The sequence below is a fragment of the Priestia filamentosa genome (assembly GCF_900177535.1).
GTDB lineage: Bacteria > Bacillota > Bacilli > Bacillales > Bacillaceae_H > Bacillus_I > Bacillus_I filamentosa.
Genome location: NZ_FXAJ01000001.1, coordinates 297,664 through 314,712 on the forward strand (window position 1 = coordinate 297,664; position 17,049 = coordinate 314,712).

At 38.0% G+C, this 17,049-nt stretch carries 17 protein-coding genes; 16 read left to right on the top strand and 1 reads right to left on the bottom strand.

Annotated features, from left to right (window positions below):
* Window positions 1–242 precede the first annotated feature (242 nt).
* The 5 genes from cymR to recD2 all read left to right on the top strand — a co-directional run bounded on the left by cymR (window position 243) and on the right by recD2 (window position 6,101).
* On the top strand, window positions 243–662 hold the full coding sequence (gene cymR / locus B9N79_RS01575) for a cysteine metabolism transcriptional regulator CymR (RefSeq protein ID WP_019391373.1): 420 nt from the start codon (window positions 243–245) through the stop codon (window positions 660–662).
* A gap of 28 nt (window positions 663–690) precedes the next feature.
* Window positions 691–1,833 (top strand): cysteine desulfurase family protein, encoded by a 1,143-nt coding sequence (locus B9N79_RS01580; RefSeq protein ID WP_046217872.1) that lies wholly within the window; start codon window positions 691–693, stop codon window positions 1,831–1,833.
* A 17-nt stretch (window positions 1,834–1,850) separates the two neighbouring features.
* On the top strand, window positions 1,851–2,963 hold the full coding sequence (gene mnmA, locus B9N79_RS01585) for a tRNA 2-thiouridine(34) synthase MnmA (RefSeq protein ID WP_019391375.1): 1,113 nt from the start codon (window positions 1,851–1,853) through the stop codon (window positions 2,961–2,963).
* Window positions 2,964–3,066: 103 nt separating this feature from the next.
* Window positions 3,067–3,723 carry a tetratricopeptide repeat protein gene (locus tag B9N79_RS01590; RefSeq protein ID WP_019391376.1) on the top strand — a complete coding sequence of 219 codons (657 nt, stop codon included), beginning with the start codon at window positions 3,067–3,069 and terminating at the stop codon, window positions 3,721–3,723.
* A 14-nt stretch (window positions 3,724–3,737) separates the two neighbouring features.
* A complete protein-coding gene (recD2, locus tag B9N79_RS01595; RefSeq protein WP_040056834.1) occupies window positions 3,738–6,101 on the top strand; it encodes an SF1B family DNA helicase RecD2 in 2,364 nt (787 codons plus the stop codon).
* Window positions 6,102–6,140: 39 nt separating this feature from the next.
* Here the strand turns inward: recD2 and B9N79_RS01600 are convergent, their stop codons facing one another.
* Window positions 6,141–6,869 (bottom strand): ZIP family metal transporter, encoded by a 729-nt coding sequence (locus B9N79_RS01600; protein ID WP_019391378.1) that lies wholly within the window; start codon window positions 6,867–6,869, stop codon window positions 6,141–6,143.
* A gap of 305 nt (window positions 6,870–7,174) precedes the next feature.
* On the opposite strand from B9N79_RS01600, the gene B9N79_RS01605 reads away from it, so the two are divergent.
* From B9N79_RS01605 to B9N79_RS01655, 11 genes are all read left to right on the top strand, one after another.
* Window positions 7,175–7,366, top strand: coding sequence for a hypothetical protein (locus B9N79_RS01605; RefSeq protein WP_040056833.1), 192 nt, complete (start codon window positions 7,175–7,177; stop codon window positions 7,364–7,366).
* A gap of 15 nt (window positions 7,367–7,381) precedes the next feature.
* Window positions 7,382–7,522: a YrzQ family protein gene (locus B9N79_RS01610; protein WP_019391380.1), complete on the top strand. Its 141-nt coding sequence runs from the start codon at window positions 7,382–7,384 to the stop codon at window positions 7,520–7,522.
* A gap of 95 nt (window positions 7,523–7,617) precedes the next feature.
* The gene (locus tag B9N79_RS01615; protein WP_182928767.1) at window positions 7,618–8,682 is read left to right on the top strand and encodes an AI-2E family transporter; all 1,065 of its coding nucleotides are present in this window, start codon (window positions 7,618–7,620) and stop codon (window positions 8,680–8,682) included.
* A 327-nt stretch (window positions 8,683–9,009) separates the two neighbouring features.
* Window positions 9,010–11,640, top strand: coding sequence for an alanine--tRNA ligase (gene alaS / locus B9N79_RS01620; protein WP_019391382.1), 2,631 nt, complete (start codon window positions 9,010–9,012; stop codon window positions 11,638–11,640).
* Window positions 11,641–11,717: 77 nt separating this feature from the next.
* Window positions 11,718–11,987, top strand: coding sequence for an IreB family regulatory phosphoprotein (locus B9N79_RS01625; protein ID WP_019391383.1), 270 nt, complete (start codon window positions 11,718–11,720; stop codon window positions 11,985–11,987).
* A gap of 1 nt (window position 11,988) precedes the next feature.
* Window positions 11,989–12,408 carry a Holliday junction resolvase RuvX gene (ruvX, locus tag B9N79_RS01630; protein WP_019391384.1) on the top strand — a complete coding sequence of 140 codons (420 nt, stop codon included), beginning with the start codon at window positions 11,989–11,991 and terminating at the stop codon, window positions 12,406–12,408.
* Between the two features lie 21 nt (window positions 12,409–12,429).
* Complete coding sequence (locus B9N79_RS01635) at window positions 12,430–12,708, top strand: DUF1292 domain-containing protein (protein WP_019391385.1); 279 nt, start codon at window positions 12,430–12,432, stop codon at window positions 12,706–12,708.
* Window positions 12,709–12,941: 233 nt separating this feature from the next.
* Complete coding sequence (mltG, locus tag B9N79_RS01640; protein ID WP_040057059.1) at window positions 12,942–14,036, top strand: endolytic transglycosylase MltG; 1,095 nt, start codon at window positions 12,942–12,944, stop codon at window positions 14,034–14,036.
* Window positions 14,037–14,192: 156 nt separating this feature from the next.
* Window positions 14,193–14,834: an O-methyltransferase gene (locus tag B9N79_RS01645; protein WP_019391387.1), complete on the top strand. Its 642-nt coding sequence runs from the start codon at window positions 14,193–14,195 to the stop codon at window positions 14,832–14,834.
* A gap of 5 nt (window positions 14,835–14,839) precedes the next feature.
* Complete coding sequence (locus tag B9N79_RS01650) at window positions 14,840–15,769, top strand: peptidase U32 family protein (protein WP_019391388.1); 930 nt, start codon at window positions 14,840–14,842, stop codon at window positions 15,767–15,769.
* Window positions 15,770–15,786: 17 nt separating this feature from the next.
* Window positions 15,787–17,049, top strand: coding sequence for a peptidase U32 family protein (locus B9N79_RS01655; protein WP_040056832.1), 1,263 nt, complete (start codon window positions 15,787–15,789; stop codon window positions 17,047–17,049).

The window sequence follows — 17,049 nt, forward strand, 5'->3', positions numbered from 1 at the left end:
AAATGTATTTTGATCCCTTCTCATATAAGGGTCTAAAACATGCACGATATCTTCATAATATGCTATAATGTCAAAGGTTGAAGGCTATAATGAAATAGTATAAAATATATTATTTACATTAACATATTACATTAGCTTAATCATATTAGTTTGTTTATATTGTGTTTTAGTTAAAGATGTGAATCGTTTATAGATAAAAAGAACAAGTGTATATATTAGTGAATTATGAAGGGGTGCTGAATTTGAAAATTTCAACAAAAGGACGTTACGGCTTAACAATTATGATTGAATTAGCAAAAAATCATGGTGAAGGTCCAATCTCGTTAAAAAGTATTGCAAAAGCACATGACTTATCAGAGCACTATCTAGAGCAGCTTATCTCCCCTCTTCGCAATGCTCGACTTGTGAAAAGTATTCGCGGAGCGTACGGTGGCTATTTACTTGCCAAGGAGCCAGGAGATATTACAGCTGGAGATATTATTTCTGTTCTTGAAGGACCAATTAGCCCTGTAGAAGGAATTGAACAGGAAGAACCAGCAAAGCGGGAGTTATGGTTAAGAATTCGTGATGCTGTGAAAGAAGTGCTTGAAAACACAACGCTTGAAGATTTAGCAAATCACAGTGAAGATGGCGATAACGACGCCTATATGTTTTATATTTAGGAAATCGTTTTTAAGGGAGTGAACCGGAGTGGAAAAAATTTATATCGATCATGCGGCAACATCGCCTCTTCATCCTTCTGTCATTAAAGCTGTAACGGAAACTATGCAAACAACGTTTGGGAATCCTTCAAGCATTCATTCATTTGGGAGAGAAAGTAGGCATTTGCTTGATGAATCACGCCAAACAATGGCAAGTAGCATTGGAGCAAAACCAGATGAGATTATCTTTACAAGCGGTGGAACGGAAGCGGACAACCTCGCTATTATTGGTACAGCTTTGCATAACAAGGATAAAGGGATGCACATTATTACAACAGAAATTGAGCACCATGCTGTTCTCCATGCCTGTGAATATCTTGAAAAACAAGGATTTCGCGTAACTTACTTGCCTGTTGATAATAAAGGAAGAGTAAGCATTGAAGATATTAAAGCAGCGCTTACAGATGAAACTATTCTTGTGTCGATTATGATGGGAAATAATGAGGTAGGGACAATGGAGCCTATTGAAGCTATTGGAGCTCTACTGAAAAACCATCAAGCTTTTTTCCATACTGATGCAGTACAAGCCTATGGGGTTGTTCCTTTTCGAGTAGATGAGCTTGATGTTGATTTACTGTCGGTTTCTTCTCACAAAATTAATGGGCCAAAAGGGCTTGGCTTTTTATATGTCAGAAATAGCGTTTCTTTTACACCACTTTTATATGGTGGGGAACAAGAGCGTAAGCGAAGAGCTGGTACAGAAAATGTTCCAAGTATTGTTGGGTTTGCAGAAGCAGTGAAAATTGCGATGGACACGTTAGAAAGACGAACAGAGCAGTATAATGAATGGAAAAGATTGTTTATTGATACACTTGTAAAAGAAGAGGTACAGTTTGAAGTGAACGGAAATCCGCAATTTTCATTGCCTCATATTTTAAATGTGTCATTTGAGGGAGTAAATATTGAGTCCTTGCTTGTTAATCTTGATTTAGCAGGAATTTCAGCTTCGAGTGGTTCAGCATGTACGGCAGGATCAATTGAACCTTCGCACGTTTTAGTGTCACTATTTGGAAAAGGTTCAGAACGCGTTACATCTTCAGTCCGGTTTAGCTTTGGGCTTGGAAATACAACTGAGCAAATTGCTCGCGCAGCGTGTGACACAGCTGCTATAGTAAAGAGATTAAAAATATAACGGAGGAAGAGAAAACAATGAATAAAGCACCAAAAGATACCCGTGTTGTCGTTGGAATGAGCGGTGGCGTTGATTCTTCTGTTGCGGCTCTTCTTTTAAAAGAGCAAGGCTATGATGTCATCGGCATTTTTATGAAAAACTGGGATGACACAGACGAATTTGGAGTTTGCACAGCAACAGAAGATTACAATGACGTTATCCGAGTCTGTAATCAAATTGGCATTCCATATTATGCGGTTAACTTTGAAAAACAGTATTGGGACAAAGTATTTACGTACTTTTTAGAAGAATATAAAGCAGGACGTACACCAAACCCTGATGTTATGTGTAATAAGGAAATTAAATTTAAAGCTTTCCTTGATCACGCAATGACCCTTGGAGCAGATTATTTAGCAACAGGTCACTATGCGCGCGTTGCTTATCGTGATGGGGAATACAAAATGCTACGTGGCATTGATGAAAATAAAGACCAAACGTACTTTTTGAATCAGCTTACACAAGAGCAGCTTTCAAAAGTGCTATTTCCAATTGGTGAACTTGAAAAATCACGTGTGCGCGAAATTGCAAAAGAAGCTGAGCTTGCAACAGCAACGAAGAAAGATAGCACAGGTATTTGTTTCATTGGAGAGCGTAACTTTAAAGAGTTCCTAGGTCAATATTTACCAGCGCAGCCTGGTGAAATGCGTACGTTAAGCGGGGAAGTAAAAGGCAAACATGACGGTTTAATGTATTATACAATTGGCCAGCGTCAAGGTTTAGGTATTGGCGGAAGCGGCGAACCTTGGTTTGTTGTTGGAAAAGATCTTGAAAAAAATATTCTTTATGTTGATCAAGGTTTTCATAATGATCTTCTTTACTCTCATTCTCTTATTGCCACAAATGTCAGTTGGGTAAGTGATAAGGAAATGGGTGATAAGTTAACGTGTACGGCGAAATTCCGCTATCGTCAAAACGATTATGGAGTAAAAGTGGAAAAGATTGATGAAAATCATATTCGCGTTGTGTTCGATGAGCCTGTTCGTGCAATAACGCCAGGACAAGCTGTTGTACTCTACAATGGAGACGAGTGTCTCGGTGGTGCAACAATTGATGAAGTGTACAAAGAAAGTGAACGCCTAACTTACGTATAACAACAAGCCCTAGCCTTTTAAAGGCTAGGGCTATTGTGTATGATAGACATATGGATTTAGAAACTATAGGTATTTACATAAATTTTATTTGGAGTGAAAAATAGTGAGCGATTTAAATGCAAAAGGAATTCAATATATGCAAGAAGGTAAGCTAGAGGAAGCAGCTAAAGCTTTTACAGAAGCAATTGAAAAAGAACCAGGAAACGCAGTTTCTTATATTAATTTTGGTAATTTACTTGGAGCTGTGGGAGAAAATGAGCGAGCTTTGCGTTTTTTTGATAAAGCACTTGAGCTTGATGAAACAGCAGGAACAGCACATTACGGAGCAGGAACGATTTATTTTGAAGGCGAACAGTTCCAAAAAGCACGCGTTGAGTTTCAAAAAGCGCTTCAAAAAGGGGTAGATTCAAGTGATGTTCACTTTATGCTTGGTTTAACATTCATGAATGAAGATCAAGTGAAACTGGCGCTTCCGTATTTACAGAGAGCTGTTGAATTAAACGAAGAAGATATAGAAGCAAAATTTCAATATGGGTTGTGCTTAGCACGTCTTGAAATGGTAGATGAGGCAATCAAACAATTTTTAAGCGTTATTGAAAGAGACAAAAACCATGCTGATGCTTACTATAACTTAGGTGTTGGTTATGCCTATAAAGAAGATGGAGAAAAGGCATTAGAAATGCTGGACCGGGCGCTTGAAATTGATGAAGGTCACCTGCTTGCAGGCAATGCAAAACGAATTTTAACACAGTCCGAATAGAGGGGGTGTGTGCCATGCAGGAAGAGTTAAAAAATGTTGTAGACAAGAGTGATGACCGTCCATTTGTGAAAGGAAAGATTTCAGCAACTATTTTTCATAATGAGGATAACTTGTATACAGTAGCTAAAATTTCGGTTGGAGAAACGAATGTTCATATTAGTGATGACAACCTTACTGTCACAGGTTATCTTCCTCCTTTACATGAAGGAGAACGATATACATTTTATGGGCAGTTAAAAGAACACCCACGTTTTGGATGGCAGTTTCAAGCGGATATGTTTCAAAAAGAGCTTCCACATTCAAGAGAAGGCGTTATCTCTTATCTTTCAAGTGACCTATTTAAAGGAATCGGAAAAAAAACAGCTGAAAAAATTGTGGATACACTAGGAGACCAAGCTATTTTACGTATTCTTCAAGATCGTGAGAATTTGCGAGGTGTAGCAAATCTGTCAAGTGAAAAAGCTGATGCTCTTTATGAAGCGCTTGTCGAAAATCGCGGTTTAGAAGATGTTATGATCAAGCTTTCTCAATATGGATTTGGCCCTCAGCTTTCCATGAAAATTTTCCAAACATATAAGCATGAAGCACTACAGATTATTAATGAAAATCCGTATCAGCTTGTGGAGGATATTGACGGGATTGGCTTTAAACGGGCAGATGAGCTTGGAGGAAAACTTGGTATTAAAGGAGCTCATCCAGACCGGATTCGAGCGGGACTTGCTTTTGTAGTTGAAAAACAATGTGTACAAGATGGGCATACGTATTTATCTCAAACACAGCTTTTTGATTGGACTGTTGAACTTCTACGTTCAGATGAGGAAATAAAGATAGAGGATTTAGAACAAGGTCTCGCAGCATTAACAAAAGAAAAGAAGCTTTTTGTAAAAGAAGAAAGAATCTATATTCCATCCCTCTACTATGCAGAAAAAGGAATAGTGAACGTTATTGAGGATCTTTTAGCTCAAACTCAGTACGAAGACCAATTCCCAGAGTCGGAGTTTCTGCTAGCGCTTGGTGAACTTGAAGAACGCTTAGATATCCAATATGCGCCGTCTCAGCGTGAAGCAATTCAAAGAGCGTTGATGTCACCAATGATGGTTCTCACAGGAGGCCCTGGAACAGGAAAAACAACGGTTATCAAAGGAATTGTTGAACTGTATGCTGAGCTTCATGGCTGCTCTCTTGATCCAACTAGCTATAAAAAAGATGAACCTTTTCCCGTTCTTCTTGTAGCACCAACAGGTAGAGCCGCAAAGCGGATGAGTGAAGCAACAGGGTTACCTGCTGTTACAATTCATCGACTTTTAAAATGGAATGGACAAGAAGGATTTGATCATGATGAAGAAGATCCAATTAAAGGTCGTCTTCTTATTGTTGATGAAGTCTCAATGGTAGATACGTGGCTCGCTCATCAGCTTTTCCGTGCTCTTCCAGAAGATATGCAAGTAGTTCTTGTTGGAGATGAAGATCAGCTTCCATCAGTTGGCCCTGGGCAAGTATTAACAGACTTGCTAACATCAGATATTGTACCCGTTGTTCGGCTTGTCGATATTTACAGACAAGAAGAAGGGTCCTCAATTATTGAGCTTGCTCATATGATTAAAGATGGAAAAATGCCTGATGATATTCGTAAGCCACAAGGAGATAGATCCTTTCTAACCTGTTATCAAGGACAAATTACCGAAGTTGTCAAACAAGTATGTCAGAATGCGATTAAGAAGGGATTTACAGCTCGGGATATTCAAGTGTTAGCTCCTATGTATAAAGGGAATGCAGGAATTGATCATCTCAATGTGGCCCTTCAAGAGCTTTTTAACCCTTCGTCACATAAAAGACGAGAAATTCAGTATGGAAGTGTTTCATATCGCGTTGGAGATAAAGTATTGCAGCTTGTGAATCAGCCAGAAAGCAATGTATTTAATGGAGATATCGGAGAAATTGTATCTGTTTTTTACGCAAAAGAAAATACAGAAAAACAAGATATGCTCGTTATTTCCTTTGATGGAAATGAAGTATCATATACAAAAGCAGATTTTAACCAAATTACTCATGCCTATTGCTGCTCTATTCATAAATCCCAAGGAAGCGAATTTCCAATCGTTGTACTGCCTGTTGTAAGAAGCTATTATAGAATGTTAAAACGCAATCTAATTTATACAGCTATCACTAGAAGTAAACAGTTTCTTATTCTATGTGGAGAAGAAGAAGCATTGAAAATTGGAATAAGTCGAGCTGATGATGGTAAAAGACAAACAACTTTAGCTTCGTTCTTAAAAGCAGACGAGCAAGAGTGGGATGAGAATGAAGCTCCTTTCATGAAAGATGCAATGATTGGGATGGAAAACGTTACCCCATATGATTTTATGGAAGCAGATTGAAAAAATCCACAAGGAAGGGAAACTTCTTTGTGGACTTTTTTATGAAAAATTATTTAATAAAAGGGACACGAGTAGCCCAAGTGAAGTAATAAGTCCTGTTGTTGAACCGCTATCATCATATGCTTCAGGCATCATTGTTGAAGCGACCATTGCAATAATTCCGCCTCCGGCAAATGCAGCAATACTAGCCATAACAGCTTCAGAAGCACCATCAAGAAAGAAATATCCTGACCATGACGCAAAGGTGGAAATAGCAAGAACGGCAATCCATAAAATTAAGATTTTTAGCTTGGAATATCCGTTATCTTTCATACCTGCTGTGCTTGAAAGTCCTTCAGGAATATTGCTAATAAAGATGGCAATAACGAGCAGAAAACTTACAGAGTGTCCCTCTAAAAGACTTGCTCCAATCATAATGGATTCTGGTATTGCATCCATAATGGTTCCGATAAAGATAGCAATACCGCCGCTTGTAGCTACATTTTGTTCTGATCGTTTCCGTTCTGCGGCTCCTTTTCGGGAAACCATATAATTGAAAAAAGTAAAAGTAACAGCTCCTGCTATAAATCCAATGCTCGTTGGAAGCACTCCGCCGCTATTGAGGGACTCACCGAGAAGCTCATATGCCGCAGCTCCAATTAAGACACCTGTCCCAAAGGCCATAATATAACCAATTATCTTTTTTTGAATAGGAAGAAGCATCGCAACTAACGCGCCAATTAAAACGGCAGAACCTGAAATTCCGCCCCACATTGCTGCATTCCACATATAAATTGACCTCCCCTCAATGTACGAATACCCTGTAATCTTAGAGATAAACGGCTAGAGAATGCTAAAAGAAATAGAGCAAGTACATTTTTAGGTTTTTAGGTTATCCTTGTAACATAAAAACATAACGAAATCATCCGTATGAATGGAAAACGTTACAGTACATGATTTTACCCAAATTCCATAACCTAAATGTAATCGAAGAAACAACTTAGGTGTTCAGGTTCTTCTTTTATGTAGTATGTTTTTCCATTATGGTGGAAACAATGGATAACACTTATAAACGAACAAAGAGGTGTTGTACATTGTTACGCTGTCCAAATTGTCAAAGTATTGATGTTGGGAAAATTGGAGTCAATCAATATTACTGCTGGGGCTGCTTCATTGAGATGACAATTTCAAAAGGGAAAATTAATACACATCAAGTTGAAGAAGACGGGAGCTTAAGTTCACTCGATGACTTGTTTTCAGATGAAGATCGAACAATTAACTTTTAATTTGGAGGAGTCGACATGAACAAAGTTTTTTCTTCTGTCCTTGCTTTAGGTGTTGGCTTATATGCATATAACCGTGTTACAGATGGTCAAAGCGATCTTTTTTCCAAACGAAATATGAAAAAAATGCGCAAGCGCGTTATGAAAAATTTCTCTTAAATAAAGCCTTTTGAATCAAAATGATTCAAAAGGCTTTTCTTTTGTGCATGTTTTTTTTCATTTAATCAAAACTATAGTTTGAAGGGAGGGAAGATATGATGAAAGCTGTATCTTTTCGCTGGCTTTATCGATTAAGTGTTTTATTATTACTATTTTTAACGCTGTTTATTTTTTTTAAATTACAACATATATGGCTGCCCATTTTATTTATGTTATTAAAAGTACTCTCTCCATTTATTGTAGCAGCGCTTATTACATATTTGCTTCATCCAACAGTCGAGAAATTGCATAAAAGCGGAATTCAAAGACCCCTTGCTCTTTTTATTATTTACTTGCTCTTTTTTGGAGGAGTTGGATATGGACTTTATAAGGGAATTCCACTTTTTCTTGTTCAAGTAATGGAAGTGGGCGATCAGCTTCCTCTTTTTGTAGGAACATACAAGGAATGGGTAAGTGAAGTTCATTACCATACATCTTCCTTACCAGACGGTATTCATACAAAAATTGAGGGAGCAATTGATGATACAGAAAAAATGCTTGAAGGGATATTAAATCGAATTGCAGACAGTATTCGCTCTGCTTTTAGTATGTTTTTTCTTCTGATCCTCATTCCTTTTATTGCTTTTTATATGTTGAAAGACTTCGATAAAATAAAGCACTTTATTTTTATCCTCACTCCTGCAAAATGGAGAGATAAAGGAAAGAGTTTTCTTAAAGATGTAGACCATTCGCTAGGGAGTTATTTAAGAGGTCAGTTTCTTGTTTGTTTTATTATTGGAGCATGCGCAACAATCCTTTTATGGATTTTTCATATGCCATATCCCTTTTTTCTCGGGACAATCATTGGTGTTACAAATATCATTCCATATTTTGGACCTATTATTGGAGCGATCCCATCTGCTGTTATTGCTCTTACGATCTCAGTGAAAATGGTTATAATTGTAGTTATTATTATCTTCGTGCTTCAATTTTTAGAAGGCAATGTATTGTCTCCTCTTATTGTCGGGAAATCCTTGCACATTCACCCGCTTCTCATTATGCTCGCTCTTTTACTGGGAGGAGAAATTGGAGGAGTATTAGGATTAATTTTAGCTGTCCCGCTGTTAGCTATACTGAAAGTAACGATTACTTATATGAGATCCCCATCTCCAAGTGATTGACAACCACATGGAAAGTTGTCTATAATAGCGCCATAATGGTTATAATATATAACAAAACGATGATGGAAAGAGTATGCTAAAGCCCGCTTACAAAGAGAGGAATATTCAAGGCTGTAAAATGTTCCAAGCGAAGAGTAGCAGAAAGCTAATCCGGAGTGTAGGCTTATAAACCTATCGTGCAGGCTACGTTAGTGCTCTATCGAGGTGACGAACGAAAGAGTTCGTAATCAGGGTGGTACCGCGAGTAATGCTCTCGTCCCTGCTATTAATGAGGGATTAGGGCTTTTTTTGTGTTTTCATTTACATAGTATACAAGGAGGAATTAGCATGAAAAAGCTAAGTTCAGCTGAAGTTCGCCAAATGTTTTTAGACTTTTTTAAAGAGAAGGGACACAGCGTTGAACCAAGTGCATCACTTGTGCCGCACGAGGATCCGACGCTGCTTTGGATCAACAGTGGGGTTGCTACTTTAAAAAAATATTTTGATGGTCGCGTTATTCCGGATAACCCTCGCATTTGTAATGCTCAAAAAGCAATTCGTACAAACGATATTGAAAATGTAGGGAAAACAGCACGTCACCATACCTTCTTTGAAATGTTAGGTAATTTCTCAATTGGGGAATACTTTAAAGAAGAAGCAATTGAATGGGCATGGGAGTTTCTAACAAGTGAAAATTGGATTGGATTCGAGTCAGAAAAGCTTTCTGTAACCGTTCATCCTGAAGACCATGAAGCTTTTGATTACTGGAAAGATAAAATTGGAGTACCTGAAGAGCGCATCATTCGTTTAGAAGGGAACTTCTGGGATATTGGAGAAGGCCCTAGTGGTCCAAACACGGAAATTTTCTATGATCGTGGACCAGAATATGGTGATGATGAAAGTGATCCAGAACTATATCCAGGCGGGGAAAACGAGCGTTACTTAGAAGTATGGAACCTTGTGTTCTCTCAGTTTAATCACAATCCAGATGGCACATATACACCACTTCCAAAGAAAAATATTGATACAGGTATGGGGCTTGAGCGTATGTGCTCAATCATCCAAGAAACAAAAACAAACTTTGAGACTGATTTATTTACGCCAATCATTAATGCAACAGAACAGATTTCAGGCTTGAAATACGGTGAGAATACAGATCATGATGTAGCGTTCAAAGTAGTTGCAGACCACGTCCGTACTGTAGCATTTGCTGTTGGGGATGGAGCTCTTCCATCAAATGAAGGCCGTGGTTATGTATTACGTCGTTTATTACGTCGTGCTGTCCGTTATGCAAAACAAATTAATATCAACCGTCCATTCATGTACGAGCTTGTTCCAACAGTTGCTGAAATTATGGTTGATTTCTATCCAGAAGTAAAGGAAAAAAGCGAATTCATTCAAAAAGTGATGAAAACCGAAGAAGATCGTTTCCATGAAACTCTTCATGAAGGATTAGCAATCTTAAATGACGTCATTGCTAAAGAAAAAGAAAAAGATAGTACAGTCATTTCTGGTGAAGATGCGTTTCGTCTTTATGACACATACGGTTTCCCAATTGAGCTTACAGAAGAATATGCTGAAGAACATAACATGACAATAGATTATGAAGGCTTCAAAGCAGAAATGGAAGCACAGCGTACAAGAGCGCGTGAAGCTCGTCAAGATGTGGGCTCAATGAAAGTTCAAGATGCACTTCTTGGGGATGTTAAAGAAGAAAGTACGTTTGTTGGTTATAGTCAAGAAAGCCTTCATACAGCTGTATCAATTATTATTCAAGATGGTGAACTTGTGGAGGAAGCATCAAGTGGCGAAGTTCAAATTATGCTAAATGAAACGCCATTTTATGCAGAAAGCGGTGGACAGGTAGCTGACAAAGGAACAATCACAGGAGAAGGTGTAAAAGCTCTTGTCAAAGATGTTCAAAAAGCGCCAAATGGACAAAACCTTCACACAGTAGAAGTTGTAGAAGGAACGCTCACAAAAGGTCAAGCCGTTTTAGCAGAAATTTCGACTGATAAGCGCAACAGCATCGTGAAAAACCATACAGCAACACATCTTCTTCATCAAGCATTAAAAGATGTATTAGGTGAGCACGTGAACCAAGCAGGTTCTCTTGTAACACAGGATCGTCTTCGTTTTGATTTTACACACTTTGGTCAAATTCAACCTGAAGAGATTGAAAAAATTGAAACTATTGTTAATGAAAAAGTATGGGAAAGCATTCCTGTAACTATTTCAAACAAATCGCTTAATGAAGCGAAGAAAATGGGAGCAATGGCTTTATTCGGAGAGAAGTATGGTGACATTGTACGCGTTGTTCAAGTTGGCGATTATAGCCTTGAACTTTGCGGCGGTTGTCATGTTGAGAACACTTCTTCTATCGGTATTTTCAAAATCGTTTCAGAGTCAGGAATTGGAGCAGGCACACGTCGTATTGAAGCTGTAACAGGTCAAGCTGCTTACAAAGTGATGAATGAGCAAGTATCACTTTTACATCAAGCAGCAAGTGTGCTAAAAGCAAATCCTCGCGATGTTGTAACCCGTGTAGAAGGACTAAAAGACGAAATTCGTACACTACAGCGTGAAAACGAATCTCTTGCAGCGAAGCTTGGAAACATTGAAGCAGGGAACTTAATCAATGAAGTGGAAGAAGTAAACGGTGTGAAAGTGATTGCTCATAGCGTTAATGGAGCAGACATGAATAACTTGCGTACGATGGTGGACGACTTAAAGAACAAAATAGGAACAGGTATTGTAGTCTTAGCTTCTGCTCAAAATGAAAAAGTAAATATTATTGCAGGAGTTACAAAAGATTTAATTTCGAACGGCTATCATGCTGGTAAGCTTGTTAAAGAAGTTGCTGCTGTATGCGGTGGCGGCGGTGGTGGACGCCCAGACATGGCTCAGGCAGGCGGGAAAGACCCAAGTAAAATTCAAGATGCTTTGTCCGCAGCGAAACAGTGGATAAAATCCGTTTAATTCATAGTACTTTTCGTGTACAATGAAAATAAGCATTAAAACTGTTTCTTTTGTTGACGATGAGTGAGGTGGAAAAAATGAGTTCATTTGATCGAACGATGAAATTTGATTTTCATGAAGACCCAGTAGACACAAACGTAAATGAAGTGCTTTTTACGGTTTATGAGGCACTAAAAGAAAAAGGCTACAACCCAATTAATCAAATTGTCGGTTATTTACTATCTGGGGACCCAGCTTACATTCCAAGACATAAGGATGCACGTAACATTATTCGCAAGCTTGAACGAGATGAATTAATTGAAGAACTTGTGAAATCCTATTTAAAGAACCACCGAGAGGAAGCGTAAATTGCGAACATTAGGATTAGACGTTGGTACAAGAACAATTGGTGTGGCAGCAAGTGATGCAATGGGATGGACAGCTCAGGGGGTTGAAACAATTAAGTTCCCAGAAAACCAACTGAACAAAGCATTGCCACGCTTGGAAGAACTTATTAAAGAACATGAGGTAAGCAAAATTATCGTTGGATTACCTAAAAATATGAATAATACAATTGGTCCAAGAGGTGAAGCTTGCCTTTCCTTCGCAGAAAAGCTAAAATCAACATTTGACCTTGAAGTTGAAATGTGGGACGAGCGTCTTTCAACAATGGCTGCACAGCGCATGCTTATTTCTGCTGATGTAAGCCGTAAAAAGCGTAAACAAGTAATTGATAAGATGGCAGCTGTTGTTATTCTGCAAGGTTATTTAGATAGCAAGCAATTTTAAAAAACATAATGAGGTGACAAAATGGATCACGGAGAACAACATATCACAGTAATTGACGAAAATGGGGACGAGCAGCTTTGTGAGGTTATTACAACATTCCACTCTGATCAGTTCAACAAAGCGTACGTTCTTTATTCCCCAATTGCTCAATCAGAAGAAGAAGGCGAAGTAATCGTTCATGCATCTAGCTTTATTCCAAATGGAGAAGGCGAAGATGGCGAACTTCAGCCAATCGAAACTGAAGAAGAATGGAACATGCTTGAAGAAGTGCTATATGCACTTGATTCAGAAGAAGAGTAAAAAAGTAAAAGCCGCTTCCTAAGCTTAGGAAGCGGCTTTTTTATGTGCCATAATTTGTATCCTGAGCAGAGCGGAGTAAATTTAAGCATAAAGAAAAATTATGCAAGAAGGGAGAGGTGTTTTTTGTCTGATATTGGCGAAAAATAGTTAAAGATGTAGTATAATTAATCGCGGAAAGGGAGGAGTGACGATTGGCACGTAAAAATAAACCGATTGATTTTTCACAAACGTTAATGCAGCAACAAAATGAAGCTAAAAAAGTGCGCAAAGCGGTTTTGTGGGTGTTGTCCATTTTATTTGTTTTATTCGTTGGTTTAGCGCTTGGGCTTTATATTTATATTCACTCAGCTCTAAGCCCTGTAGACGAAGAAAACAAGAAAGAAATTATTGTGTCTGTGCCAACAGGCTCAACAGTTTCTACAATTGCCCACACGCTAGAAGATAAAGATTTAATAAAAAACGCTACTGTGTTTCGCTACTATGCTAAGTTTTCTAACTTAAATGACTTCCAAGCAGGCAACTATGAGTTCACAAAGGCAATGAGTCCAGAAGAGATGATTAATCGCCTGCAAGAAGGAAAAGTATCAAACAAAGCAACTGTTAAAATTACTGTTCCAGAAGGTCGTCAGCTTGATGAAATTTCTACTCTTATTTCAAAAGAAACGAAGTTTTCAAAAGAGGAAATAGAGCAAAAGTTAGATGATAAAGCTTTCATTAACAATATGAAAAAGAAATATCCGGATTTAGTTACATCTGAGATTGATAACGCAAAGATTAAGCATCCTCTAGAAGGCTATTTATATCCTGCTACATACTCATTTTATAAGAAAGATGTTTCATTAGAGGAAATTCTAGAAGCGATGATTGAAAAAACAAACAATGTGATTGCTCCATATCAACCAGAGATTAAAAAACAAAAAACGACGGTTCATAAAATATTGACAATGGCATCTCTTGTCGAAGAAGAAGCAACAGACCAAACGGATCGTAAAAAGATAGCGAGCGTATTTTATAATCGACTAGAAAAAGATATGCGTCTTCAAACAGATCCAACGGTTCTTTACGCACTAGGAAGTCATAAAGATCGAGTACTTTATAAAGATTTGGAAGTGGACTCGCCTTACAATACGTATAAGGTAAAAGGGTTAACACCGGGACCGATTGCAAATGCTGGGAAAGAATCGATTGAGGCTGCTTTATCTCCTGAACAAACAGATTATATATATTTCTTAGCAACAGAAAGTGGAGAGGTCATCTTTACAAAAACTCTTGAAGAACATAATAAGGAAAAAGAAAAGCATATTACAGAAGAACGTTTTCAAAAATAAATACCACAAAAAAGGTTGTGAATCTTTCACAGCCTTTTTTGTGAGAAAGATTATTTTCGTAGTATAAAGGTTTACTCTATAGGGGAAAACCTTTATAATATTAGAATTGTAGTTCTATATCAATCAACAGGACTGAAATGATCGGAGGAAAGACAAGTGCTTTCTCATGAAATAAACGCTTATATTGAAAATCTAGTTCCAAAAAGAGATAATTTGTTCCTAGAAATGGAGCAGTACGCTTTAGAAAATCACGTTCCAATTATGGAGCTTGTTAGCATTGAGTCTCTTCTGCAAGTTTTACGCCTTTATCAGCCAAAACGCATTTTAGAAATTGGCACAGCAATTGGCTATTCGTCTTTAAGAATGGCAAAAGAGCTTGGAGCAGAGGTTGTAACAATAGAACGTAATGAAGAGCGATACAAGCAAGCACAGCGTTTTTTAGCTCAATCAGATCAACAAGAAAATATTACCCTTATCTTTGGTGATGCTTTAGAAGTTGTGGAAAAAGCAAACGCCAAAGCACCTTATGATGTCATTTTTATCGATGCGGCCAAAGGCCAATATAAGCGTTTCTTTGACGCTTATACACCAATGCTTTCTGAACGAGGGATTGTTGTCAGTGATAACGTGCTTTTTAAAGGGTATGTAACAGGAGAAATCCAAGCTGAAACACGTCGTAAGAGAAGTTTGATTAAGAAGATAAATGACTATAATGAATGGTTAATGGGTCATTCAGATTTCCAAACAGCAATATTACCAATTGGAGATGGAATCGCAATTAGTACACAAAAGAGGTGAAACATGTGAAGAAACCGGAGATTTTACTTACTCCCACATGTGTTGGGGACATTGAGAAATTAGCTTTAGCAGGAGCGGATGCTTTTTTAATTGGGGAGGCTCGTTACGGTTTACGCTTAGCAGGAGAGTTTAAGCGTGAAGACGTTGTAGAAGCTATCAACGTTGCTCATCGGCTTCATAAGAAAGTGTACGTAGCTATGAATGCTATTTTTCATAACGACAAAGTAGATGAATTAAAAAACTATATTTTGTTTTTACAAGATGCAGGTGTTGATGCCATTGTTTATGGTGATCCAGCTGTCTTAATGACAGCACGTGAAGTAGCTCCAACTATAACTCTTCATTGGAGTACGGAAACAACAGGGACAAACTGGTACGTTTGTAACTATTGGGGACGCAAAGGCTCAAAACGTGCTGTTTTGGCACGCGAGCTAAACATGGATGCTATTGTGGAAATTAAAGAAAATGCAGATGTAGAAATCGAAGTTCAGGTTCATGGAATGACATGCATGTTCCAATCAAAACGCCCGCTTTTAGGTCACTATTTCTTGTATCAAGAAAAGGCGATGGAAATTGAAAATCGAAAAGATACTAAAAATATGTTTTTGTTAGATAAAGAACGTGGAAATAAGTATCCGATTTTTGAAGATGAAAATGGAACCCATATTATGAGTCCAAATGATGTTTGTATTATTGATGAACTTGAAGAAATGATAGATGCAGGCGTTGATTCGTTTAAAATTGACGGGATTTTAAAATCTATTGATTACCTTATAGACGTCACAAAGAAATATCGTCAAGCTATTGACTTATGCGTTGAAAATCGAGAGAAATATGAAGACATTAAGGAAACATTATTAGAAGAATTAGAAGCAATTCAGCCGAAAAACCGTATGCTTGATACAGGATTTTTCTTTAAAGAAACCGTTTATTAAAGAGGAGTGAAGAGGGAATGGCAATTAAAGTAGACGAGGTTGTAGATGGAAAACGCGTTATTACTAAAAAACCAGAACTGCTTGCTCCAGCGGGGAACTTAGAAAAATTAAAAGTAGCAGTTCATTACGGAGCAGATGCGGTTTTTATCGGTGGACGTGAATATGGCCTCCGTTCAAATGCAGATAACTTCTCAATGGAAGAAATGGCTGAAGGGGCGGCTTTTGCACAGAAATATGGAGCACGCATCTATGTTACAACAAATATTTATGCGCATAATGAGAACATCGATGGCCTTGAAGAGTACCTAGAAGGTCTGGAAAATGCAGGAGTAGCAGGTATTATTGTTGCTGATCCACTCATTATTGAAACCTGTCGCAAGGTAGCTCCATCACTGGAGGTACATTTAAGTACTCAGCAGTCGCTTGCTAACTGGAAAGCTGTCCAGTTTTGGAAAGAAGAAGGATTAGAGCGCGTTGTACTTGCTCGGGAAACAAGTGCAGAAGAAATTCGTGAGATGAAGGAAAAAGTAGATATTGAAATTGAATCATTTATCCACGGTGCAATGTGTATTGCTTATTCTGGTCGATGTGTATTAAGCAATCACATGACAGCGAGGGATTCAAACCGTGGTGGTTGCTGTCAGTCATGTCGCTGGGACTATGGCTTATTCGAAATGGATGAAAATAACGAAGAAGCTCCTTTGTTTAATGAGGGGGATGCTCCATTTGCAATGAGTCCAAAAGACTTGAATTTAATTCAATCTATCCCTAAAATGATTGAGATGGGCATCGATAGTTTGAAAATTGAAGGACGTATGAAATCTATTCACTACGTTGCAACCGTTGTAACAGTTTATCGCAAAGTTATTGATGCTTACTGTGCAGACCCTGACAATTTTACAATTCAAGAAGAATGGCTAAGAGAGCTTAATAAATGTGCAAATAGAGAGACAGCAACAGCTTTCTTTGAAGGCGTACCAGGACATGAAGAGCAGATGTTTGGAGAGCATAGCAAAACAACAACACATGATTTCTGTGGACTTGTGCTTGATTATAATGAAGAAACGAAAATGGTAACATTGCAACAACGTAATTTCTTCAAATGTGGACAAGAAGTCGAGTTTTTTGGACCAGAGATTGGGACATTTACAACAGTTGTAGAGCAAATTTGGGATGAAAAAGGCAATGAGCTTGATGCAGCTAGACACCCATTGCAAATTGTTCAATTTAAAGTAGAACAACCCCTTTACCCATACAACATGATGCGGAAGGAGATTTAA

Excerpts from the sequence above, each read along its gene's own strand:
- B9N79_RS01635 (WP_019391385.1), top strand. The coding sequence starts at position 12,430 with ATGGATCACGGAGAACAACATATCACAGTAATTGACGAAAATGGGGAC.
- B9N79_RS01655 (WP_040056832.1), top strand. The coding sequence starts at position 15,787 with ATGGCAATTAAAGTAGACGAGGTTGTAGATGGAAAACGCGTTATTACT.
- alaS (WP_019391382.1), top strand. The coding sequence starts at position 9,010 with ATGAAAAAGCTAAGTTCAGCTGAAGTTCGCCAAATGTTTTTAGACTTT.
- recD2 (WP_040056834.1), top strand. The coding sequence starts at position 3,738 with ATGCAGGAAGAGTTAAAAAATGTTGTAGACAAGAGTGATGACCGTCCA.
- B9N79_RS01625 (WP_019391383.1), top strand. The coding sequence starts at position 11,718 with ATGAGTTCATTTGATCGAACGATGAAATTTGATTTTCATGAAGACCCA.
- B9N79_RS01615 (WP_182928767.1), top strand. The coding sequence starts at position 7,618 with ATGATGAAAGCTGTATCTTTTCGCTGGCTTTATCGATTAAGTGTTTTA.
- mnmA (WP_019391375.1), top strand. The coding sequence starts at position 1,851 with ATGAATAAAGCACCAAAAGATACCCGTGTTGTCGTTGGAATGAGCGGT.
- B9N79_RS01600 (WP_019391378.1), bottom strand. The coding sequence starts at position 6,869 with ATGTGGAATGCAGCAATGTGGGGCGGAATTTCAGGTTCTGCCGTTTTA.
- B9N79_RS01610 (WP_019391380.1), top strand. The coding sequence starts at position 7,382 with ATGAACAAAGTTTTTTCTTCTGTCCTTGCTTTAGGTGTTGGCTTATAT.
- mltG (WP_040057059.1), top strand. The coding sequence starts at position 12,942 with ATGCAGCAACAAAATGAAGCTAAAAAAGTGCGCAAAGCGGTTTTGTGG.